The organism is Mesorhizobium sp. P2_F7, assembly GCF_056403695.1.
The window spans coordinates 277,768-301,278 of record NZ_JBFUFA010000001.1 but is presented as its reverse complement, the minus strand read 5'-3'; the positions used below and the strand labels follow the sequence as shown (position 1 = coordinate 301,278).

Annotated in this window: 18 protein-coding genes; 14 read left to right on the top strand and 4 right to left on the bottom strand. The window is 63.2% G+C overall.

The window, feature by feature from the left end; translation table 11 throughout:
* Positions 1-35 precede the first annotated feature (35 nt).
* Entirely contained in the window at positions 36-4,022 is a 3,987-nt protein-coding gene (locus tag AC1DZ8_RS01385; protein WP_477300640.1) for a peptidoglycan-binding protein, read from the bottom strand.
* Positions 4,023-4,500: 478 nt separating this feature from the next.
* Between AC1DZ8_RS01385 and AC1DZ8_RS01380 the strand changes: the two genes are divergently transcribed.
* The 9 genes from AC1DZ8_RS01380 (at position 4,501) to AC1DZ8_RS01340 (ending at position 15,028) form a co-directional block, all read left to right on the top strand.
* Complete coding sequence (locus AC1DZ8_RS01380; RefSeq protein WP_477300697.1) at positions 4,501-4,959, top strand: MerR family transcriptional regulator; 459 nt, start codon at positions 4,501-4,503, stop codon at positions 4,957-4,959.
* Positions 4,960-5,248: 289 nt separating this feature from the next.
* Positions 5,249-7,039, top strand: coding sequence for an acyl-CoA dehydrogenase (locus AC1DZ8_RS01375; protein WP_477300642.1), 1,791 nt, complete (start codon positions 5,249-5,251; stop codon positions 7,037-7,039).
* A gap of 51 nt (positions 7,040-7,090) precedes the next feature.
* Positions 7,091-8,263 carry an acyl-CoA dehydrogenase family protein gene (locus AC1DZ8_RS01370; protein WP_477300644.1) on the top strand — a complete coding sequence of 391 codons (1,173 nt, stop codon included), beginning with the start codon at positions 7,091-7,093 and terminating at the stop codon, positions 8,261-8,263.
* 32 nt (positions 8,264-8,295) lie between these two features.
* The gene (locus AC1DZ8_RS01365; RefSeq protein ID WP_477279501.1) at positions 8,296-9,504 is read left to right on the top strand and encodes an acetyl-CoA C-acetyltransferase; all 1,209 of its coding nucleotides are present in this window, start codon (positions 8,296-8,298) and stop codon (positions 9,502-9,504) included.
* A gap of 23 nt (positions 9,505-9,527) precedes the next feature.
* Positions 9,528-11,747 carry a 3-hydroxyacyl-CoA dehydrogenase NAD-binding domain-containing protein gene (locus tag AC1DZ8_RS01360; RefSeq protein WP_477300649.1) on the top strand — a complete coding sequence of 740 codons (2,220 nt, stop codon included), beginning with the start codon at positions 9,528-9,530 and terminating at the stop codon, positions 11,745-11,747.
* Between the two features lie 11 nt (positions 11,748-11,758).
* Positions 11,759-12,301, top strand: a complete 543-nt coding sequence (locus AC1DZ8_RS01355) for a thioesterase family protein (protein WP_477300651.1) — start codon at positions 11,759-11,761, stop codon at positions 12,299-12,301.
* Positions 12,302-12,431: 130 nt separating this feature from the next.
* A complete protein-coding gene (locus AC1DZ8_RS01350; protein WP_477300653.1) occupies positions 12,432-13,355 on the top strand; it encodes a sterol desaturase family protein in 924 nt (307 codons plus the stop codon).
* 156 nt (positions 13,356-13,511) lie between these two features.
* Positions 13,512-14,156 carry a S24 family peptidase gene (locus AC1DZ8_RS01345; RefSeq protein ID WP_477300655.1) on the top strand — a complete coding sequence of 215 codons (645 nt, stop codon included), beginning with the start codon at positions 13,512-13,514 and terminating at the stop codon, positions 14,154-14,156.
* Positions 14,156-15,028, top strand: a complete 873-nt coding sequence (locus tag AC1DZ8_RS01340; protein WP_477300657.1) for a thermonuclease family protein — start codon at positions 14,156-14,158, stop codon at positions 15,026-15,028. Before AC1DZ8_RS01345 ends, AC1DZ8_RS01340 begins: the two co-directional genes overlap by 1 nt.
* Here AC1DZ8_RS01340 and AC1DZ8_RS01335 read toward each other — a convergent pair.
* Positions 14,991-16,640 (bottom strand): lysine--tRNA ligase, encoded by a 1,650-nt coding sequence (locus tag AC1DZ8_RS01335; protein WP_477300659.1) that lies wholly within the window; start codon positions 16,638-16,640, stop codon positions 14,991-14,993. The two genes, AC1DZ8_RS01340 and AC1DZ8_RS01335, sit on opposite strands and share 38 nt — an antisense overlap.
* A gap of 213 nt (positions 16,641-16,853) precedes the next feature.
* Between AC1DZ8_RS01335 and AC1DZ8_RS01330 the strand changes: the two genes are divergently transcribed.
* Positions 16,854-17,267, top strand: coding sequence for a tellurite resistance TerB family protein (locus AC1DZ8_RS01330; protein ID WP_477300661.1), 414 nt, complete (start codon positions 16,854-16,856; stop codon positions 17,265-17,267).
* Positions 17,268-17,310: 43 nt separating this feature from the next.
* On the opposite strand, the gene AC1DZ8_RS01325 is transcribed toward AC1DZ8_RS01330, so the two are convergent.
* Positions 17,311-18,162 (bottom strand): transporter substrate-binding domain-containing protein, encoded by an 852-nt coding sequence (locus AC1DZ8_RS01325; RefSeq protein WP_477300663.1) that lies wholly within the window; start codon positions 18,160-18,162, stop codon positions 17,311-17,313.
* 260 nt (positions 18,163-18,422) lie between these two features.
* On the opposite strand from AC1DZ8_RS01325, the gene AC1DZ8_RS01320 reads away from it, so the two are divergent.
* On the top strand, positions 18,423-19,151 hold the full coding sequence (locus AC1DZ8_RS01320; protein WP_112560498.1) for a helix-turn-helix transcriptional regulator: 729 nt from the start codon (positions 18,423-18,425) through the stop codon (positions 19,149-19,151).
* A 336-nt stretch (positions 19,152-19,487) separates the two neighbouring features.
* Positions 19,488-20,126: an acyl-homoserine-lactone synthase gene (locus tag AC1DZ8_RS01315; protein ID WP_112560497.1), complete on the top strand. Its 639-nt coding sequence runs from the start codon at positions 19,488-19,490 to the stop codon at positions 20,124-20,126.
* An 84-nt stretch (positions 20,127-20,210) separates the two neighbouring features.
* Here AC1DZ8_RS01315 and ppk2 read toward each other — a convergent pair whose 3' ends face one another.
* Positions 20,211-21,116, bottom strand: coding sequence for a polyphosphate kinase 2 (gene ppk2, locus AC1DZ8_RS01310; protein ID WP_477300665.1), 906 nt, complete (start codon positions 21,114-21,116; stop codon positions 20,211-20,213).
* Between the two features lie 206 nt (positions 21,117-21,322).
* Here ppk2 and AC1DZ8_RS01305 point away from each other — a divergent pair, with 206 nt between their 5' ends.
* Complete coding sequence (locus AC1DZ8_RS01305; RefSeq protein WP_477300667.1) at positions 21,323-22,588, top strand: ATP-binding protein; 1,266 nt, start codon at positions 21,323-21,325, stop codon at positions 22,586-22,588.
* A gap of 115 nt (positions 22,589-22,703) precedes the next feature.
* Positions 22,704-23,429 carry a phosphate signaling complex protein PhoU gene (phoU, locus tag AC1DZ8_RS01300; RefSeq protein WP_477300669.1) on the top strand — a complete coding sequence of 242 codons (726 nt, stop codon included), beginning with the start codon at positions 22,704-22,706 and terminating at the stop codon, positions 23,427-23,429.
* Positions 23,430-23,511: the final 82 nt, after the last annotated feature.

Genomic DNA, 23,511 nt, shown 5'->3' with positions numbered 1-23,511 from the left:
GTGGCAAGGGCGTCGCGTTAGCGACGCATCTGCCGTTATTTATGCGCCAGCAGCGCCTTCACCAGCTTTTCATCGATTTCGCCGGTCGCCTGCATCTTGTTGTCGGTCTGGAAAGCCATGATCGCGGTCTTGGTCTTGCCGCCCATCACGCCATCGGCGCCGCCGGCATCGTAGCCGTTTTTGTTGAGGATGAGCTGGATGTTCTTGACCGCCTTTTTCATGTCGACGCTGGCGGTCGTCTGCGGCGTGCCTTCCTGCCAGGATTCAGGAATGTCGGCCGAGTTGGACGCCGGGTCGAGCGGCTTCGGCTTCCACAGTTCGGCGGCAGCGCGCGCCCGCTCGAGCTGTTCGGGCCGCAGCGCACTGGCGACTTCGTCGCGCTTGGCCTCCGCATCCTTGTCGCCGGTCTTGGCGACGAGCGCGAACCACTTGTAGGATTCTTCCAGGCTCTGCTTCATGCCGACGCCCTTGGCCGCCAGGATGCCGAGATTGAACTGGCTGTCCTTGACGCCGACATCGGCCGCCGCCTGGAACCAGTGCGCCGCCGATTCATTGTCGGTCACGCCGTCCGCGGCCATGGCGAAGAGCACGGCGAGGTTGTGCATGGCGCTGGCGTTACCTTGCGCGGCCGCGAGCTGGTAGAAGGTCTTTGCCTTCTTGATGTCGCGCGCCACACCGATGCCCTTCTCGTAGAAATTGCCGATGCGGTATTCGGCCGGCGCGAAGCCGAGTTCGGCCGACTTTTCGTACCATTTGGCCGCGGCCGCCATGTCTTCCTTGACGCCGCGCGATTCGGCGTAGCGTGAGCCGAGCTCGAACAGCGCCTTGGCGTCGCCGCCGGCGGCCGCGTCGCGCAAGGCCTGCGGGCCGGCATCGGCCGGGATGTCGATCTTGGCAACGACAGGTGTCGCCGCAGTGTCAGTGGGCGGAACCGCGCCGGTCGTATCCGAGGGCGCCATGACAGCTTGTGTGGCCGCAGGCTGTGCCTCAGCCGCCGCCGGTTCGGCAATGGCGGTCGTCGGCAGCATTGCGTTTGGCGTCGGGGACGGATCGGCCAAAGCCATCGGCGCTGGCGCCGGTTCGGCTGCTGGCACATCAGGGCCAACAGAACTTGTCGAAGCAGCCTCGATCGGCGCGTCATCCTTGGCGGCTGGCTGCGACTGTTCCGCCTGCCTGACGGTCCGGGCCGGCGCGTCCTGCACGGCCGGCTGCGCGTCTGCCTTGGGTTGGCTGGCAGCGCTGACCGAAGCGGTCTCGGCCGGCTGCGAGGCGACAATCGGCGCCGTATCGTTGCTGGCGACCTCAACCGGGTCGGCGAAGAAGGCCTTGCCCAGCTGCAGGCCGGCAAGTGCCAGCATGATCGCGATCGCGCCCATCAGGATCGGCTTGCGCCGCGCCTTGAGCAGGTCGCCGATCCGCAGCGCCTTCACCGGGCCCTTCATCGTGGACTGGCGCTTCAGCGCGTCCGCCTCGGCAGCCGCTGCTTGCGCCGCGCGCCGGGCCGCGGCGATGAAGTCGGACTTCGACGCATCGCCGCTGCTTTGACGCGCCGGCGGGCCACGCTCATCGCGCACGCGCTTCATGATGGCGTTGAGGTCGGGCGCGCCGGAGCCCGGCTCCAGCGGCCGGTTGGCGAGCTTCGGGTCGAGTGGCTCATCGAGATCGACGCTCGGCATATCGACATCGGGCGTCGAACCGGCAAGCGGCGGCATGTCCGCCTGCTTCTTGCCCCTGAAGGCGCGGGCCAATCCGCCGAACAGCGATTTCTTGGCCGTGCCTTCGCCCTTCTCGGCAATCGCATCGGAACCGAGTGCTGCCTGGGCAGCGGCCGCGGCAGCCTCGGCCGGCGAGCGCCGCACAGGCTCGCTGCGCATGACCGGATCGCTGCGCGTACCCGGGTCGCTACGCTCACCCGGGTCGGCGCGCATATCGGGTTCGTTGCGCATGATGGCGGCGGCGCGACCGTCGAGGTCGGCCATGTCTCCGGTCAGCGGCAGCGGCTGGTCGATGTCCATCGACGGCGCGTCCTGCACCGCGATCTTGGAGGCGCGGGCCGCGCGGGCCCGCCGTGCCGGCTCGGCCGGCGTATCCAGAAGTTCGCTCACTGCCTCGACCGGTTCGCTGGTCTCCAGCGAGCCCAGGCGGTCGACGATCTTGAGCAGCGTGTCGTGAATGGCCTCGAATGTCCGTGAATTGCGCTCGTCCGAACGGCGCGTCAGCGCTTCCAGCGTCTTCAGATCTTGGGCAAGGCCGGTGACGGCCGCGGTGTTGGCGTTGGAATCGGCCAGCGAGCGTACGGCGCTCTCGGCTGCTTCGCGTGCCGCGCCCATGATCGACTCGCGGGTGCCGGCCAGCGACTTTTCGATTTCGTTGAGGCGCGGGCTGATGTCCTCGAATTCCGGCAGCGGCGTTCCGGGTTTCGACAGATGTGCCGACAGGCCGGAGACCTGAGCCTCAAGGCTGCGGATCAGCGCCGGATCGATGCCGGCGACCTGGGCGGCCGACGATTCCAGCCGGCTTGAAATGTCTTCGAGTCGGCTTTCCAGGCCGCGGATCGCCGCCTCGTTGGCAGGATCGGGAACACGCGTCTCCATGCGCTTGGCGAGCGCGGTGAAGCGGGCGTCGATGGCGTCCATGATTTCGGCGTTGTCGGCTTGCGGCTGGCGCTGGTCCAGCCGGTCGGCGACCTCGTCCAGTCGCCGCTCGAGATCGCGAAACAGCATGTTGCCCTGTTCGATGGCGTCTCCCTGCCGGCGTTCCATCATGCCCGACAGTGCATCGAAGCGCTGTTCAAGGCCCTGGAAGATATAGTCGACGTCGGGCATGGCCGGGGCGCGGTCGATCTTGTCGGCAATCATCGCGATCTGCTTGCCCAGGCGCTCCATCGCCTGTTCCGGCAGATTGGCGCGGCCCGCGAGATCGTCGACCCGGCTCGACAATGTGCCCAGCCGATCCATGACGGCGTTGCCGGGGCGATCCTGCGCCACTTCCTCGATTTGCCGGGCCAGCGAATCGATCCGCTTCTCGATGCGGTCGAAGGCCTCATGGTCGATGGAATTGGCCTGCGCGGCAACGGTCGAGGCGACGATGGCGCGCGAAATCTCGTCAAGCCGTTCGTCGATCAGGCCGAACGTGTCGCTGCCGCGGTTGTTCTGCTGGCTGACGAAATGATCGACGGCGCCGGCCAGCGTACGGACCTTTTCTTCCATCGAGCGCAGCGACAGCGATTCCGGCAGATTGTGAACGGCATTGCTGATCTGTTCGAGCCGGTCGGTCAGCACCGACAGGCCCGGGTCGTCGGCGCGGCTGCGGTGGTCAGCGTCGACGCGGTCCTCGAATGCGCTCCAGCGCCGGTCGAAATCGTCCCAGCGGCTGTCGACCTTCTGAACGCTCTCCTCGCGCGCCAAAGTGTCGAGCGCGGTCTTCACCTGCTCGAGCTCGAGGCGCAGCATGTTGACGCTTCTGTCGTCGCTCTTTTCGGCCAGCGTCTGGATGGCGCCGGACAGGCGCTCGAATTCGAGGCCGAGTTCGGCGCTGCCCTTGCCGGTTTGGCCACCAGCCTGGCTGTTCGCCTGGAATGCCCGCTCGATATCCTTGCGCAGGGCGCCGAATTCGCGCTGCAGGCCAACCGTCATCTGGTGGCGCAATTCCTCGCGCAGGCCGCGCAATTCGCCCGCGATCTTGCCGACCACGGCGACGCTGTCTTCCTGGCCGCGCACGCGGTCGATGTCGCGGGCGATCGCCTGATAGTTCTGGTCGAAGCCGGCCGGCGCCGGGCTTTTCGGCCGCGGCGCGGGCTGCGGGTCCTCATACCAGCGCGGCTGGCCGTAGGGCTGGGCGCTGGCGTAGCGCGGCTCGACCGGTGGCCGGCGCGGATCGATGCGCTCTCCGACGTCCTCGCGCTTGCGCTCCAGCCGCTGTTCCAGTGTTTCCAGCGAACGGTTCAATTCATCAAGCGTGGTGTTCGGCCTACGCAGCCTGCCGGCATTAAGTGTATCGAGATAGGACCGCTTGCTGTTCATCGATGCGTCCGTTTTCAGAATGGCCGGCTTGCTGCCAGTTTTCCCCAAAGTCCCTGTCGGGAACGAAGGCGGCCGCGCGACTGCTACGGCGAAAGACGAGCTTTCCGGGCCAGGCCCGCGCTCCGAAAAACCGTGAAAAATTCGCTACAGGATAAACACGGGTGACCGACATGCGCACATTTCACCCATCGTGGTAAACAAGGCGTTAACCAACCTTAAGAAGTTACGACATTGCTGAAACACAGGCAGCGCCCGTTCGGACCGGCAGCGGGGGTGCGGCATAAGGTTTCGCAATCCCAGAACACCCTTGCGTCATGAGGCGGCTATCGATATAGAATTGACGTAAACGTAAGAGGGGCGCTTTTCGTGCCTTTTGCGATGAATTCGTTGAAACCACGACTGGAAGCATGCCCCCGCTTCCACTCAGGCGTTGCAAGGTCCGAGACCGCGACGCCACTACAGGGGAAAGCCAGTGACCATGAAACTTGTTTCGCCCGGCGAAGCCGCGGCCAATACCAACAATATGTCTGTCGAAGCCGGCGAGGAACTCGTGCGCATCGGCGAAATGGCGAAGAAATACGGCGTGACCCTGCGCACGCTGCGTTTCTATGAAGACAAGGGCCTGCTCAATCCGAAGCGTGACGGGGCAACGCGCCTCTACACGCGTCGTGACAAGGCGCGGCTGAAGCTGATCCTGCTCGGCCGCAAGGTCGGGTTCTCGCTGCGCGACGTCAAGCAGATGATGGATCTCTACGATCCGACCGGATCCAACACCAAGCAGCTGCGGCTGGCTCTCGACAAGTCGGAGAAGCAGCTTGCCCGCCTGCAGAAGCAGCGCGCGCTGATCGACGACGCCATCAACGAGCTGAGTGGCTCGATGTCGGCCGTGCGCCAGATGCTGTCCGAGCGTACCGCACCGGCCAGCGCCGCCAGCTGATTTCACGTCGCCGTCTTTCGGCACGAGCTTTGATCAAAGGGAGCCGCGCGGTCCATCCGCGCGGCTCCTTTGTTTTGCCATCCGCCAGGGTGGAACTCCCACGCATCGCTGGCGTCCGCCACGTCGCGCCGATAGGCTGGCACAAGGAAATTTTGTCGCGGCGATAAAATTGACGTTTACGCAAACGTCAATTTTTGCTATCCCGCTTTCAACATTGGTCCGCATGCTGCCCCGCCCCATGGTTGGGGCCCGATCTCGCGGCCAAAGACCCGCATGGTGGAGGAAACACATGCCGATCTACCGGGCTCCGGTCCAGGACACACTGTTCGTGCTCAATGAGGTGCTGGGCTACCAGCGCTACTCCAATCTTCCCGGATTTGCCGACGCGACGCCCGACGTGGTCGAGGCGATCCTCGCCGAAGGCGCCAAGCTCGCCGAAAACGTCATGCATCCGCTTAACCGCGTTGGCGACATGGAAGGCTGCGTGCGCCATGCCGACGGCTCGGTGACGACGCCGAAAGGCTTCAAGGAGGCCTACGACCAGTATCGCGAAGGCGGCTGGATGGGGCTGGCGGCACCGGTCGAATTCGGTGGCCAGGGCCTGCCCTATGCCGTGCACACCGCGGTTGCCGAATACATGGTCTCGGCCAACATGGCGCTGATGATGTATCCCGGCCTGACGCAGGGCGCGATCGCGGCCATCATCACCCACGGCACCGACGAGCAGAAAGCTACCTGGTTGCCGAAGCTGGTCGAGGGGTCCTGGACCGGCACGATGAACCTGACCGAGCCGCATTGCGGCACCGATCTCGGCCTGCTGCGCAGCAAGGCGGTGCCGAACGGCAATGGCACCTACAAGATTTCCGGGCAGAAGATCTTCATCTCGGCCGGCGAGCACGACATGTCGGACAACATCGTCCATCTGGTGCTGGCCCGCATCGAAGGTGCGCCGGCAGGCGTGAAGGGCATCTCGCTGTTCATCGTGCCGAAGCTCAAGCTCGATGCCTCGGGCGATCCGGCCGAGAAGAACACGCTTTCCTGCGGCTCCATCGAGGAGAAGATGGGCATCCACGGCAATTCGACCTGCGTCATGAATTATGACGAGGCCGAAGGCACGCTGCTCGGCGAGGAGAATGGCGGCCTGAAGGCGATGTTCACGATGATGAACGAGGCCCGCCTCGGCGTCGGCCTGCAGGGCCTGTCGCTGTCGGAAATCGCCTACCAGAACGCGGTCTCGTACGCCAAGGACCGGCTGCAGGGCCGTTCGCTGTCGGGCGCCAAGGCGCCGGACAAGAAGGCTGACCCGATCATCGTCCATCCCGACATCCGCCGCTCGCTGATGACCATGAAGGCCTTCAACGAGGCCGGTCGCGCGCTGGCGCTGTGGACGGCGATCAAGTCCGACATTGCCCACCGTTCCGCCGACGACAAGGACCGCCAGGCCGCCGACGACTATACCGGCCTGTTGACGCCGGTGATCAAGGGCGTGCTGACCGACAAGGGTTTTGATCACGCCGTCATGGCGCAGCAGGTGTTCGGTGGCCACGGCTATATCGAAGAGCACGGCATGAGCCAGTTCGTGCGCGATGCCCGCATCGCCATGATCTATGAAGGCGCCAACGGCATCCAGGCGCTCGACCTCGTCGGCCGCAAGCTCGGTCTGAACGGCGGCCGCGCCATTCAGGCGTTCTTTAGGGATGTCGGCGAATTCTGCGAGGAAAACCACTCCGACGAGAAGTTGGCGCCGTTCACCAAGGCGCTGAAGAAGGGCCTCAACGATCTGCAGGCGGCGACCATGTGGCTGGTGCAGAACGGCATGGCCAAGCCTGACAATGCCGGTGCAGCCTCGACCGACTACATGCATCTCTTCGGCCTGGTGGCGCTGGGCTACATGTGGGCGCAGATGGCCAAGGCCGCGCTAGGTAAGACCGGCGCCAACGGCACCCAATCCTTCTACGACAACAAGGTGGTGACGGCGCGCTTCTTCATGGAGCGGATCATGCCGGAGACGTCGGCACATCTCGCCCGCATTTCCAGTGGTGCGGACACGCTAATGGCGCTGCCTGCGGAAGCGTTCTAGGTTTGTCGGGCCGGCACTGCCGGCCCACATTGTCGGAACGCGGAGGAAATCGTGGCGACAAATCCAGCCGAAGTGCTCTCTTTGCCGAAGCCCGCCTGGGCGGCGGACGAGGTCGGCATGCTTTACGACATGGCGCATCGCTTCATGTCGGAAGAGATCGCGCCGCGCTACGACGAGTTCGAGAAGAACGAAATGGTCGACCGCGAGAGCTGGCGCAAGGCCGGTGCGGCCGGCCTGCTCTGCGCCTCCATGCCCGAGGAATATGGCGGCTCCGGCGGCACCTTCGCGCATGAGAGCGCCATCATCGAGGCGATCGGCCATGTCGGCGTCGACGGTTTCGGCATCGGCCTGCACAATGCGATCGTCGCTCCTTACATCCTTCACTACGGCTCGGACGAGCAGAAGAAGAAATGGCTGCCGAAGCTGGCGACCGGCGAGCTGATCGGCGCCATCGCCATGACTGAACCCGGCGCCGGCTCAGACCTGCAAGGCGTCAAGACGCGGGCCGAGAAGGACGGCAACCAGTACAAGATCAACGGCTCGAAAACCTTCATCACCAACGGCCAACTCGCCAATTTCATCATCGTCGTCACCAAGACCGATCCGGCCAAAGGCGCCAAGGGCACCTCGCTGATCGTCGTCGAGACCGACGAGGTCGAAGGGTTTCAGCGCGGCCGCAACCTCGACAAGATCGGCTTGAAGGCCAACGACACGTCGGAATTGTTCTTCAACGACATGCGCGTGCCGACCTCCAACCTGCTCGGCCACGAAGAGGGGCAGGGCTTCATCCAGCTGATGCAGCAATTGCCGCAGGAACGCCTGCAGATCGGCACCGGCGCCATTGCCATGATCGAGCGCGCGCTGGCGCTGACCATCGACTACGTCAAGGAGCGTAAGGCGTTCGGCAAGGCGATCATCGAGTTCCAGAACACCCAGTTCAAGCTGGCCGAATTGAAGACCGAGGCCACCATCGGCCGCGTCTTCTACAATGATTGTGTCACCCGCCACATCAATGGCGGCCTCGATCCGGTGACGGCATCGATGGCCAAGTACTGGCTCTCGGATCTGCAGGGAAAAGTCGTCGACGAATGCCTTCAATTGCATGGCGGCTATGGCTACATGAATGAATATCCGATCGCCCGCATGTTCCGCGACGCCCGCGTCCAGCGCATCTACGGCGGCACCAACGAGATCATGAAATTGCTGATCGGCCGCTCTCTCTGAGAGCCACGACCGGCAAAGCAAGGAGCAAGAAAATGGCCGAAGCTTATGTCTATGACGCCGTGCGCACGCCGCGCGGCAAGGGCAAGAAGGATGGCTCGCTGCACGAAGTGCCGGCGGTGCGGCTTGCTGCAAAGACGCTTGAAGCGCTGCGCGACCGCAACGGGCTCGACACTGCAAACGTCGACGACATTATCTTCGGCTGCGTCGATCCGGTCGGCGAGGCCGGTTCGGTCATTCCGCGCGCCGCCGCCTTCGAGGCCGGCTACGACAACAAGGCGCCGGGCATGCAGATTTCGCGCTTCTGCGCTTCGGGCCTCGACGCCATCAATTTTGGCGCCGCCAAGATCGCGCAAGGGGCCGACGAGATCGTCATTGCCGGCGGTGTGGAATCGATGTCGCGCGTCGGCATGGGCGCATCCGGCGGCGCCTGGTTCATGGACCCGTCCGTCGGCCTGCCAGGCTGGTTCGTGCCGCAAGGCATCTCGGCCGATTTGATCGCCACCAAATACGGCTTCTCGCGCGACGACGTCGACGCCTATGCGGTCGAGAGCCAGAAGCGCGCCGGCAAGGCCTGGGCCGATGGCCGCTTCAAAAACTCCGTCATTCCGATCAAGGACCAGAACGGCCTGATCATTCTCGACCATGACGAGCATATGCGGCCGACGACCGACATGCAGTCGCTGGCCTCGCTCAACCCGTCCTTCGTCATGCCCGGAGAAATGGGCGGCTTCGACGCCGTTGCCGTTCAGAAGCATCCCGAAGTCGAAGAAGTGAACCACGTCCACCATGCCGGCAACTCGTCGGGCATCGTCGATGGCGCTGCCGCCGTGCTGCTCGGCTCGAAGAAGGCCGGCAAGACAATGGGGCTGAAGCCGCGCGCGCGCATCCGCGCCTTCGCCAATATAGGCTCCGAGCCGGTGCTGATGTTGACTGGTCCGGTCGACGTCACCGAGAAGCTTCTGAAGCGCGCCAAGATGAAGCTGTCGGATATCGACCTGTTCGAACTCAACGAGGCCTTCGCCTCGGTGGTGCTGCGCTACATGCAGGCCTTCGACATCCCGCACGACAAGATCAACGTCAATGGCGGCGCCATTGCCATGGGCCATCCGCTCGGCGCTACCGGCGCGATGATTCTGGGCACGGTGCTGGACGAGCTGGAGCGCCGCGACCTCAACACCGCGCTGGTGACGCTCTGCATCGGCGCCGGCATGGGCACCGCAACGATCATCGAACGCGTCTGATTTTCGGCCGGAAGGAGAGAGACATGACCTACACAAACTTCACGGTCGACACCGACGCTGACGGCATTGCGCTGGTCACCTGGAACATGCCGGACCGTTCGATGAACGTCTTCACCGAAGAGGTGATGAACGAGCTCGACAAGATCATCGACCAGGTCGTGGCCGACGCCGCCATCAAGGGCGCGGTCATCACCTCGGGCAAGGATAGCTTCTCCGGCGGCGCCGACCTGACCATGCTGCAGAAGATGCTGGCAGTCTTCGCCAAGGAGAAGAACAAGGATCCGGAGAAGGCGGCCAAGCTGCTGTCCGACAATGCCGGCCGCATGGGCGGCTTGTGGCGCAAGCTCGAAACCTCGGGCAAGCCCTGGGTTTCGGCGATCAACGGCACCTGCATGGGCGGCGCTTTCGAGCTGTCGCTGGCCTGCCATGGTCGCGTGGCCGCTGACTCCGACAAGGTCAAGATGGCCCTGCCGGAAGTCAAGGTCGGCATCTTCCCCGGCGCCGGCGGCACCCAGCGCGTGCCGCGCCTGACCGACCAGCAGCAGGCGTTGCAGATGCTGACCACCGGCCAGAACCTGTCGGCGCAAAAGGCGAAAGCCATGGGCCTGATCCACGAGGTCGCCGAACCCGCCAAGCTGATCGAGACCGCCAAGGCATTGATCAAGAACGGCCTGAAGGCCGTCCAGCCTTGGGACGAGAAGGGCTTCAAGCTGCCCGGCGGCCAGATCTATTCGCCCGCCGGCTTCAATCTGTGGCCGCCGGCCATCGCCATTTTGCGCCGCGAGACCTATGGCAATTATCCTGCTGCCGCTGCGATCCTGAAATGCGTCTATGAGGGCCTGCTGGTGCCGTTCGACACCGGTCTGCGGATCGAACAGCGCTATTTCACCGAGATCATGCAGTCCAAGGAAGCAGCGGCCATGATCCGCTCGCTGTTCGTCTCGCTGCAGGAGCTCAACAAGGGCGCCCGCCGCCCGGCCGGCGTGCCGGAAACCAAGTTCAAGAAGATCGGCATTCTCGGCGCCGGCTTCATGGGCGCCGGCATCGCCTTTGTCAGCGCCAAGGCCGGCATCCCGGTCGTACTGCTCGACCGCGACATAGCGTCGGCCGAAAAGGGCAAGGCGCATTCCGACAGCCTGATCTCGGATCAGGTCAAGAAGGGCCGCGCCAAGCCCGAGGAGAAGGACAAGCTGCTGTCGCTGATCACGCCGACGGCAGACTATGCCGACCTCGCCGGCTGCGATCTGGTGGTTGAGGCGGTGTTCGAGGATTCAGCCGTCAAGAAGGCTGCGACCGAACAGGCCGAAGCCGTGCTGAAATCGTCGGCGATCTTTGCCTCCAACACTTCGACCATCCCGATCACTGCGCTGGCCAAGAATTCGGCGCGGCCGAAGAATTTCGTCGGCATCCACTTTTTCTCGCCGGTCGACAAGATGATGCTGGTCGAGATCATCCTGGGCAAGAAGACTGGCGACAAGGCGCTTGCCACCGCGATCGACTTCGTGCGCGCCATCAAGAAGACGCCGATCGTCGTCAACGACACGCGCGGCTTCTACGTCAACCGCTGCGTGCTGCGCTACATGTCGGAAGCCTACAAGATGCTGATCGAAGGTGTTCCGGCGCCGATGATCGAGAACGCCGCCAAGGCTGCCGGCATGCCGGTCGGTCCGCTGGCGCTGACCGACGAGACGGCGATCGACCTTGCCCAGAAGATCATGAAGCAGACCATCAGGGATCTCGGCGACAAGGCCGTCGACCCCAGGCAGATGGCGCTGATCAACACGCTCGTCGACACCCATGGCCGCTTCGGTCGCAAGAATGGCAAGGGTTTTTACGACTATCCGGCAAAGCCGGCCAAGAAGAAGCTGTGGCCGGGCCTGAAGGACCTCTATCCGCAGCTGAAGGCCGAGATGGTCGACTATGAGGAGCTGCAGCAGCGCCTGCTGGTCACCATCGCGCTGGAAGCGGCGCGGGTGATGGAAGAGGGCATCGTCACCGATCCGCGCGAGGCCGATGTCGGCTCGATCCTCGCTTTCGGCTTTGCGCCGTTCACCGGCGGCGCGCTGTCCTATATCGACGGCATCGGCGCCAAGGAGTTCGTCAAAATCGCCAAGGGCCTGCAGAAGAAATACGGCGCCGAGTTCAAGGCGCCCAAGCTGCTGCTCGACCTGGCAGAGAAGGGCGAGACGTTCTACCAGCGCTTCGATCCCTATGCGAAGGGCGAGGTGAAGAAAGCCGCCTGATCTAGCGCCCGATGTACGTCTGGGGGCGCCTGGCGCGCATGATGGCCACGGCGTCGCGTCGTGGTCCCTATATGGTTGGCAGCGAAAGCCGCCTGGCTTTCCGCTGCCTGCCGACCGACATCGACTTCAACAGCCATCTCAACAATGCCCGCTATATGATGCTGGCCGATCTCGGCCGCATCGACATCTTCCTGCGCGTCGGCCTTATCGCGCTGGCGCGCAAGCGCGGTTGGGCGCCGATGATCGGCGGTTTGGAGTCGGTCTATGTGCGCGAGATCAGGCTGTGGCGTCGCTTTGAGGTGGCGTCCTCGATCGAAACCTGGGAGGGCACGCAGGTCATCGGCAAGCACCGCTTTGTCCTCGACAATGGCGAGACGGCCGCGTTGATCATGACGACGGGTGGTGTCTACGACCGTCCCGGCCGCCGCTTTGTCGATATAGACGAGGTTGTGGCAGCACTTGGCCGTTCCGTTCAACCGCGGCCGCTGACAGAGGCCGAGCGGATTTTCATGACCTCTCATCAGGGATTGCGCAGCCTGGCCAAAGGGGGTTGAGGCCGCAGGCGAAAGCTTCAATGCCAAAGCCCGGATTCAACCGCCCTTAAACAAATTCCGCTAAGGCTGAGCTGCCGGGCTGGCTTCGCGATGGGTCGCCGTCGCTCCCTGGCGCGGTTGGAGGGCCCGCGTGGACGGAATTGTCGACTACATCAATGGCATGCTCGTCGCCTGGCGCGGCCAGGCGAGCGATCCCGACAAGCAGTGCGTCTTTGCCTTTCTGTTGTTGCTGCTCGCCCTCGACATTGCCCGCAAGGGCTGGCGGGGTTCCTGGTCGCGGCGCGCAATCGAGAGCGTGGCGGCGACGCTGGCTATCTTCCACATCAACATCGTCCTGATCCCTGGGATCTGGCTGCTCTCCGGGCAGATCAAGACGCTGTACGGGCTGCTCGGCATCCCCAGCGTGCCCGGCGCCGTCTGGGAAAACCTGCCGGTCTGGGCGCTCAGCCTTGTCGCCATAGTGGCGTATGATTTCGCCAATTACTGGAACCATCGCCTCATGCACATGAAGTGGCTGTGGCCGGTGCATGCGATCCATCACTCCGATCCCGTCGTCAATGCACTGACGACCTACCGCGTCCACGTGCTGGAGATGCTGGTGATGTGGGGTTCCTACACCATCCTGCTGACCTGGCTCGGCCTGCCGGCGAACGCTATCGGCGCCGGTGCGCTCATCCTGCTGCTGCACAACATCTACGTCCACATCGATGTCGACTGGGATCACGGCCCGCTGCGCATGCTGGTCGCTTCGCCGCGCTTCCACCGCTGGCACCATGCCGATGTGCCCGAGGCCTACGGCAAGAACCTCGCCAATATATTCCCCTTCTTCGACTGGATGTTCGGCACCTACCGCGTGCCCGGCCCGTGCAATGCACCGATGGGTGCGGCCGGCGTGCCACGCAATGATGTCGTGCAGCTGACCCTGTGGCCGCTGCTGGAATGGTCGCAGATGGCGACGCGAGGGGGCCAGGCGCTGCGGGCTATGATTGCCGGCTGGGTGGCGCGCGACAATGGCGCGCGTGAGCCGCGGCCGCTCGACGTCAAGGCGCAATAGGGCGTGCAAAACTCCGTCATCCTGGCCTCTGCCGCTGGACAAGGCTGCCCTCCTCTCTTATGAAGGAAAGGTATTTTTTCCTGTTTTGAAGCATGATCCCAAAAAGTGGATACCGGTTTTTGGAAAAGATCATGCTCCATCTAAAGGGAGAGCGACTTGCTCTCGCATGACCGCGTTTGGGCCGCCATCGACGCTCTCGCCGAGCGTTATTCGCTGTCGGCCTCGGGCCTGGCCCGGCGCGCCGGCCTTGATTCGACTGCGTTCAACAAATCGAAGCGGCTGTCCTCGGATGGACGGCCGCGCTGGCCCTCGACCGAATCGCTGGCCAAGATCATCGAGGCGACGGGCGCCTCGCTCGACGAATTCACCGGGTTGGTCGAAGGCCGCGCCAATACTGGAGCCGCGACCGCACAGCGTTCAGCGGTGCCGCTGCTTGGCTTTGCCCAGGCCGGCGCCGGCGGCTTCTTCGACGATGCCGGCTATCCTTCCGGCCAGGGCTGGGATCTGGTCGAGCTTCCGGCGCGGGCAACGGAAACCTCCTATGCGCTGAAAGTGCAGGGCGATTCCATGCTGCCGCTCTACCGCAATGGCGATGTGCTGATCGTCGAGCCGGGCGCCACCACCCGCAAGGGCGACCGCGTCGTCGTCAAGACCAATGCCGGCGAGGTCATGGCCAAGGTGCTCGACCGTCAGACGGCGAAATCGATCGTGCTGATCTCGCTCAATCCCGACCATCCGGACCGCGACATCGCCATGCGCGATGTCGAATGGGTGGCGCGGATCGTCTGGGCAAGCCAGTAGTGCGGCTCTTACAACTGGTTCTGGCCGTGCTGGCGGTCCCAGTCATGGTCGCTCTGATCGTCCTTGGCGGCCGCGTCCTGCAGCCCGCGCAGAGCAGCGTCGTCGTCGACCAGATCGACCCGGGCACTGACGCCGTGCCCGAGGAGCCGGCAACATCGGCCATCCCCCAGATACAACCCGCCGAGCCTCCGATGCATTCGCCTCCGGTGCATTCGAGAGCGATCGATCCCGAGGCCATCGCGCCGCCGCCGCTTGCGCCGGACGAGCTCGAACGGGTCGAACCGCGCGCGCCGCTGAGCGATCTCGCGCTGGCCGGACCGCCCAAGCCGCGCCGGCCGAAAGCAGTTGACGACTGGGGCGGGACAAAACTGTTCCAGCCGGTCGCATCCGCCGCTGGCCGGATCGAGGCCAATGGCTATTCCGTGGCGGTGTCCGGCATCGACATCGTCAAGGAGGACGAGACCTGCAGCGAGGACGGCAAGTCCTGGGCTTGCGGGGCTCGCGCGCGCACCGCGTTCCGGTCTTTCCTGCGCGGCCGTGCCGTGGCGTGCAAGGTGCCGCAGGAGGCCGACCGCAGCCTGATCGCCGCCGAATGCCGCATCGGCAAGCTGGATGTTGGCCAGTGGCTGGTCGAAAACGGCTGGGCGCGCGCGGTCGCCGGCGGCCCTTACGTCGAAGCCGGCGACAAGGCGCGCACCGACAAGAAGGGCATCTTCGGTGCCGCGCCCGATCTTGGCGGCCTGCCACCGGCGCCAACGCCGGTTGCCGCGCCGACGGCCTCGCAACCGATCCTCGATGCCCCGGCGACAGACACGCAGCCGGCTGGGACGGACGCTACGCCGCCAGCTGACCAGCCAGCGCCCGCTCAATGAGCGCGCGCGTCTCGGCGATGCCGTAAAGAGCTGCGAACGAGCCGAAGCGCGGGCCGCGTTCCTGGCCGATCAGCACCTGGTAGATCATCTGGAAGAATGCGCCGGAAACGCCGGGGCCGCCGTCCGGACTCTGCTTGGAATGGTCCTGATAGCGTTCGATCTTGCGCGCGACGTTGAGCGAAGCGTTCTGGATCGCTTCGCCATCGGCTCCCGCGGGCAGGGCGCCAAGCGCGTTGGCAAGAGCTTCCAGCGCGACGCGTTCGACGTCGTCGGCCGGCCGGAACGTCTTCGTCGGCTTCACGAAATCGTCGAAGTAGCGGATTGCAAAGCCGACCAGCTGGTCGAGTTCGGGATGCGTTGCCGGCGTCACGCCTTGTGCATGGCGCGAGATGAAGCCCCACAGCACTTCCTTGTTCTGCGCATTGGAGGCGCTGACCAGGTTGAGCAGCAGCGAGAACGGCACCGGCAGGTCGATCGCCGGCGGCTTGCCGTCATGCATGTGCCAGACCGGATTGCCCAGCCTTTCCTTCCAGTCCTGGCGCGGATAGGCGCCGAGGAAGGTGTAGTACTCGTCGACGGCCCGCGGGATGACGTCGAAATAGAGTTTTTTCGCCTGCCTGGGGCGCTGATACATGTAAAGGCCGAGGCTTTCGGTCGGCGCATAGCGCAGCCACTCGTCGATGGTCAGTCCATTGCCCTTCGACTTCGAGATCTTCTGGCCGTTCTCGTCGAGGAACAGCTCGTAGACGAAATGCTCCGGCGCCCGTCCGCCGAGGATGTTGCAGATGCGGTCGTAGACCACCGCATTGGTCTGGTGGTCCTTGCCGAACATTTCGAAGTCGACGCCGAGCGCTGCCCAGCGCATGCCGAAATCCGGCTTCCACTGCAGTTTCACCTTGCCGCCGGTCACGGAAAGCGTGGTCTCGGTGCCGTCATCGTCGAAGGTGATGGTGCCGGCCTTGGCGTCGACATGCTTCATCGGCACATAGAGCACGCGGCCGCTCTTCGGCGAGATCGGCAGGAACGGGCTGTAGGTCGCCTGGCGCTCCGGCCCGAGCGTCGGCAGCATCACTTTCATGATCTGGTCGTAGCGTTCGGCGGCGCGCAGCAGCATCGCATCGAAGCGGCCGGCCTTGTAGTACTGCGTCGCGCTTGCGAACTCGTAATCGAAGCCGAACGTGTCGAGGAAGCGGCACAGCATCGCATTGTTGTGGTCGGCAAAGCTCGCATAGTCGCCGCCGAACGGATTGGGCACCGACGACAGCGGCATGTGCAGGTACGGCTCGAGCGCTGCGCGATCCGGCACATTGTCGGGGATCTTGCGCATGCCGTCCATGTCGTCGGAGAAGCACAGAAGCTTGGTCTTGACCTTGTTTTCGGTCAGTACGTGGAAGGCGTGCCGCACCATGGAGGTGCGCGCCACCTCGCCGAACGTGCCGATATGCGGCAAGCCCGACGGCCCGTAGCCGGTCTCGAACAGGACGGTCTCGGGAAAGTCGGCGCCCTTGTAGCGCTCGATGATCTTTTTGGCTTCCTCGAACGGCCACGCCTTGCTTTCGCCGGCTGCGGCAAGCATTTCGGGGTTGAGATCGGCGATGTTTGATCCCGTCATGTCAAAGTTCCAGTCATGGGCCGGCTGTGCGGCTGGTAAGATTTTTCAACCGGTCTCTAGAGCAATTCCAGGAAAAGTGTGAGCGGTTTTTCCGCGGGAATTGCGTCAAAAACCAAAGCGTGAGAGGCCGGAGCGTCAACGACAACAGCCGGTTTTCCTTGCAGCGACATCGTGGCGTCCCTACCTTCGACCCTCACCATCAAGGAGTTTTGAATGCCGTTGCCGTCCACGCATGAAGCCCTGATCTACCTGATGGTCATCACCTCGGCTTCCGACCGCGACATGACCGATATCGAACTGGCGCGCATCGGCGACGTCGTCCGCAGCTGGCCGGTGTTCGAGGATTTCAAGCAGGACAGGCTGATTGCCATCGCGCAGGACTGCCAGAAAATGCTGCACGAAAAGGATGGTTTGGAAGGCGTTCTCGAGCGTGTTGGCAAGGCATTGCCCGAGCGGCTGCACGACACTGCCTATGCCGCCGCCTTCGAGGTTGCTGCCGTCGATCTCGAAATGCGCATGGAGGAATTGCGGGTGCTGCAATTGATCCGCCGCCAGCTCGATCTCGACACGCTGACCGCCGCAGCCATCGCGCGGGGCGCGAAAGCGCGGCTGCGGACATTGACCTGAAAGTCTCGCCGGTAGCCGCTAGAAAAAGCTGACCAGGACCGGATCAGAAAAAACTGACCGGGAAATACCGCAGATAAAATTCGGCGAAGGTGCCTTTGACCGAGATTTCCTGCAGCGCGTAGTCCATGGCCGCTGCCAGCGCCGGATCGCCGGCCCTTGTGGCAATGGTCATGCCGGATCCGAGATATTCCGGGGCCAGGTACGGGCCACCGGCGAAGCGGCAACAGCCTGCCGCGTCCGTGCCGCCCAGCCAGAAGGAAAAGCGCATGCCGTCGCCGAAGGCGGCGTCGATCTTGCTGCTTTTCAAATCGCTGTAGAGGTCTTCCTGCCTGTCGAAGGGGACGATCTGCACGTTGCCGAAATAATCGCGCAGCATTTTTTCATGCGCCGAGCCGGCCAGCACGCCGACCCGCTTGCTGCGCAATTTGTCGAGGATAGGCTCGGCGAAAGCCTTGGCCTTCGGCATGATGAAGCGCGCCGGAAACTGCAGGTAGGAGCGCGAAAAACTGTATTTCGCCCGCGTTTCCGGCGTCGCGGCGATGCCGGCGATGATCGCTTCGCCTTCGCCCTTCTGCAACGCGTCGTCGAGTTCGGCCCAGGGCAGCGCCTGGATCTGGCATTTGTCGGCGATGTCGAGCTCGGCGCAAATCGCCCGCGCCAGGTCGATGTGAAAGCCGGACAGCCGCCCGGCGCCGTCGAGAAAGTTGAAGGGCGGGAAATCTGTTGTGGTGAGGAAACGAAGCCTCGGCAGTGCCGAGAGGTCCGGTTTAGGCAGCCGTTCCTTGGCGTCCCAAAGCACCGGCACCTGCGGCTCCGCCGCCCGTGCGACGCCGGCAAAAGGCTGCGCTCCGATCAGCAGCGACTGCAAGGCGATGGCTATCCAGCGAGATGTCACGAAAGAACTCCGCCCGTCTTGGCCGTTGGCTTTTGATACGAAAACGGCGCAGGCACAATTGTTTTTGATTTCAAAGAGCAAATTTCGGGATATGCTTTAGTGAGTTTGCAAATAGCCTCGCAGAGTCGGTCCGTGGTTGGCGGTCGCTGCGTTAGAAAAAATAAGCATGCGGCATTGCAATCCGGGGTTGATGGCGAAGTGCGGGCCAGGCACGTAGCATCAGTCTCAAGAGCGGTAGGCAACATAGGGTAGATGTTGCAATGGGTCATTTCGATCGCACACTGGAATATATTGATCAGGTGCAGCGAGCCGGCACCGCGGCTGCGGTGTGCGAGCGCCTGCTCAGTGTCACCTCGAATTTCGGATTGACGGCTCTGATAGCGGCGACGGTGCCGCAGCCCGGCACGCCAAGCAGCCAGACGAAGGACCACGTGCTGCTCTGCGACTGGCCTGTTGATTGGCTGGAGCGTTACCTGGCGCGCAACTATGTCGACCACGATCCGGTCGTCAGCCATTTGAAGCAATTGCGGGCGCCATTCCAATGGCGCGAGGCCGTCAAGAGCATACCCGCCGACAAAAGCAGCGATGAGGTGATGCAAGACGCCCGCGCATTCAAGCTGCGTGACGGCCTCGCCTTCCCGCTGGTGACGCTTGAAGGCCAGATCGCGCTGGTTTCGCTGGGCGGTGAGGCGGTTGAGCTGTCCGACACCGAATTTGCAATGGTCTCGCTGGCGTCCACCTATGCCATCGGCCGCGCCATGCAGCTTCAAACGAGCAGCAAGGTTATCGATCATATCGAATTGACGCCGCGCGAGCGCGAGTGCCTGCAATGGGCGGCGGTCGGCAAATCCGAGTGGGAGATTTCGCAGATACTCGGCATCTCGGAGCATACCTCGGAGAAACACCTTCTCAACGCCAAGAGCAAACTGGGCGCCGCCAATCGCGTGCAGGCAGTCGCCGAGGCAATCCGACACGGCTATATCAGCTAATGCATGTCGCGCAAAACTGACCTCGGTTTTGCGATAACGACATGCATTAAACAAAGACCTAAAGCGCGTCGTGCGACGCGCTTTAGCCCGGTTCTGGCGGCCCGCGTAATATCTTCAAAAAAGACCGCCCCTGTCGTCCTCGTGAGACGGCTAATGCTTTCTTAACGCCAAAAGCAGACTCGGCGTCGCCAACAGGGTGTACGCATCGCGGAGGCGATTAGGCGCGGCTATATTAGCCATGTCGGCTGTGGCAGCCTGGAAATCCTTGCCAACACCTTCGCGCAATTTTTTCGGGAAAGCCCGGCCGTATCTTCCTCTTAAGCCCAGGAGACGGCTATGTTATTTTCCCTTACCACTCAACAACTGATGGAGCGTCCCGACCTATGGGAGGCGGTCCATCGCCTGCGTTACAAGGTCTTCGTCGATGAGATGCGGTGGACCGATCTCGATCGCCCGGACGGCCTCGAAATCGATCAATTCGACCATGATGAGGCCGAACACCACCTTGTCATCCGCAATGGCGAGCTTGCCGGCTATCATCGGATGCTGCCGACCACACGGCCCCATCTCCTTAGCGATGTGATGCCGGAACTCTGCGAGGGAAAGCGCCCGTCGGGACCGAATGTCTGGGAACTCACCCGCTACGCAGTGGCGCCAGGCTTTCGCGATGGCAAGCGCGGCGTGTCTACGGTCGGCACCGAACTGATCGCCGGCTTCGTCGAATGGGGCCTTGCTCGCAATATCAATCAGGTCATTATCGAGGTCGAGCCGGTGTGGGTGCTGCGGACGCTGCAGTTGCACTTCCTGGCGACGCCGCTCGGTTACCAGCGCACCTACGGCAATCAGCAGGTCGTCGCCACGCTGCTGACCTTCAACGAGCATACGCTCGATGTCGTGCGTTCGCGCCGCAACCATCACGCCCCGGTGTTGGTCAGGGGCACCCCCGACATGCTCGGCATGCGGCAGGCGTCGTGAGACTGTCTTCACCCGACGCGCTTTAGACAATGGCCACAGAGCCCACCTCGGTGCGGGGTGGGCTCTGTATTTTCAAGCCAGCTTTTACTTCTCGAGGAATGAAGGCCCTTCGCCAATGATCTTCTTGTCTTGCTTGCCGATGGCGTCGAGATCGCGCCCGTCATAGGGCAGCGACAACAGGATGCGCCGCATGACGGCCAGCCGCGCGCGCCGCTTGTCGTTCGCCCGAACGATGATCCAAGGTGCAAATTCCTTGTGCGTGCGCTCGACCATCTGGTCGCGGGCCCTGGTGTAGTCGTCCCATTTGCTGATGCCGGCAATGTCGATCGGCGAGAACTTCCAGTTCTTCAGCGGAGACCAGCGGCGGTCGTGGAACCGTTCGAGCTGGGTTTCGCGGCCGATGTTGAGCCAGAATTTGAAGAAATAGATGCCCTCGTTGGAGATCATCCGCTCGAAATGCGGCGTCTCGTCGAGGAACTTCTCGTGCTGTTCCGGTGTGCAGAAGCCCATCACCGGCTCGACGCCGCCGCGATTGTACCAGGAGCGGTCGAAGGTGACGAATTCGCCCGATGTCGGGAAATGGTCGACATAGCGCTGGTAGTACCACTGCCCCACTTCGGTCGGCGTCGGCTTGGTCAGCGCCACGTTGCGCGCGGTTCGAGGGTTGAGATACTGGCGCAGCACGAAGATGGTGCCGCCCTTGCCTGCGGCATCGCGCCCTTCGAACAGCGACATCACCCGCTTGCCGGTCGCCTGCAGCCAGGCCTGCGCCTTGACCAGCTCGATCTGCAGCCGTTCAAGCGTCTCGTCATACTCGTCGCCCTTCATTTTCTTGTCGTAGGGATAGTCGCCGGCGGTCAGCTTGTGGTCCTCGATCCAATCCGGAAGCTCGGGATTTTCGATGTCGAACTCCCGCTCCTTGCCGCCGATCCTGATCTTCAGCGGACCTTTTGCCGGCTCTGCGGCAGGATTTTCCTTGGGTTTTTTCATCGAGACGAACCTTTCCAGCTTGCGGACTCATGCTATGGGGAGGCCACTACAGCGCCGCGCGTCCCGTTTGGACGCGCAAACGACGCTGTAGCATTTTTGATTTGCGCATGATCCTTTCCGAAAATCGATTCCGATTTTCGGGGTCATGCGGCAACCCGGTCCAGCGGAAGTTTCGGTCGACCGGTACAGGGGCACGAGACGCGCGAATGGCCGACATCGGCGCAGAGCGGATAACCACGACGCAGGCTGTAGCCGCCCGGCTGTGGAACAGCCGCTGGCTGCTCGCTGCCGGCATCGTGGCGGTTGCGGCCGTCTATGGCTATGCCGGCATGTCCGTCTATGTCGCCCTGCTCGCCTGCGCTGTGTTGTTGGCCGCAGCCATGCTGCCGACCGGCGGCGCCAGCCGGTCCACCGAAAGCATTGCTGCGATCGAGGCGAGCGGGCTGCAGCGGCTTTCCGGCGAATATCTTGCGGCGGCCGTTGCCGATCCGCTGATCATCTTCGACCGCACCGCCACCATCGTTCATGCCAACGCCGCCGCCTTCGCCGCCTTTGGCGGGATAGCGCCCGGCCTGTCGCTGTCGTTGAAATTCCGCGCCCCTGAGATGCAGGCACTGCTGGACAGCGTGCTGTCGGGAACGGTCGCCTCGGATGCCGTCGACTACATCGAGAAACTGCCGGTCGAACGGGCCTACCGGGTCAGCGCGTCCTCGGTCGGCCACGCCACCGATCTCTTTGTGCTCGTGTTCAAGGACCAGAGCGAGACGCGCCGCATCGACCGCATGCGTGCCGACTTTATCGCCAATGCCAGCCATGAGTTGCGCACCCCTCTTGCCTCGATCTCGGGCTTCATCGAGACGTTGCGCGGCCCGGCCCGCAACGATCCGGCGGCGCGCGAGCAGTTCCTGCAGATCATGCAGAACCAGACCGGCCGTATGGCGCGCCTGATCGACGATCTGCTGTCGCTGTCGCGGCTGGAAATGAAGCCCTATCTGAAGCCTGGAACCGAGGTCGATTTGCGCCAGACCATCGACAGCGTTATCGACTCGCTCGGGCCGCTCGCCAGGGAGAACAGCGTCGTCATCGAGCGCGACTATGCCGAAGGACCGCTCGAAGTGCCCGGAGACCGTGACGAGCTGTTCCAGGTGTTCGAGAACCTGTTGGAAAATGCCTGCAAATACGGTCAGCCGGGCGGACGCGTCACAGTGTCGATCGCCCGCAGCGAGGCCGGTCCCGAACCGGGCATCGACGTCACCATCAGGGACTACGGTCCAGGCATTCCCGAAGAGCACATTCCGCGCATCACCGAGCGCTTCTACCGCATCGATGTCGAGAGCAGCCGCACCCAGAAAGGCACCGGGCTTGGTCTGTCTATCGTCAAGCACATCTTGACGCGTCACAACGCCAGACTTTCGATCAAGTCGGAAGTTGGCAAGGGCGCGGCGTTCACCGTCCATTTGCCGGCGGGCTGAGGCAGTACTATTTGATAACGGCCGGTTTCTTCTTTCTGTCATCCGGCTGGCGTATCAGCACAGGGTTCGAGGAAACGACTCACAAGGCCAAAGAGTCCAGGAAGGCATTTCGTCCATGCAGTCCGTACACATCGTCAGCGCCTACGACGAAGAGCTGAAATATCTGTCGAAGCGCATCGCTGCGATGGGCGGCCACGCCGAGCGCATGGTCGAGCAGGCGATTCAGGCGCTGGTCAATGCCGATCCCGGCCTCGCCCAGAAGGTCATCCATGACGACATCGTGCTCGACGAGGGCCAGCGCGAAATCGACGACAAGGCCATCGTCATCATCGCCAAGCGCCAGCCGATGGCGACGGATTTGCGCGAAATCGTCGGCGCGATCCGTATTTCCGCCGACCTCGAACGAATCGGCGACCTCGGCAAGAATGTCGCCAAGCGAGTGGTGAGCGTCATCGACGGCCGCCAGCCGACCAGCCTGTTTCGCGGTCTCGAGGCTCTCGCCGAGCTGGCGCTGATTCAACTCAAGGAAGTGCTCGACGTCTATGCCTCGCGGTCGGTCGACAGGATAGGCTTCGTGCGCGATCGCGACGACCAGATCGACGCCATGTACACCTCGCTGTTTCGCGAGTTGCTGACCTACATGATGGAAGATCCGCGCAACATCACGCCGTGCACGCATCTCTTGTTCTGCGCCAAGAACATCGAGCGTATCGGCGACCATGCCACCAACATCGCCGAGACCATCTATTACATCGTCACCGGCGACCAGATGCCGGCCGAGCGGCCGAAAGGCGACAAGACCGACAAGGTTGCCCTTCCGGCGCCGCTGCCGGTGAAGTGATCGCGCGCCCCTCGAACGCTTAATCATATTGCGCTAAACTATCGCAGCGTTAAGCTTCTCAGGTTCTGTTTCCGGAGGCTGC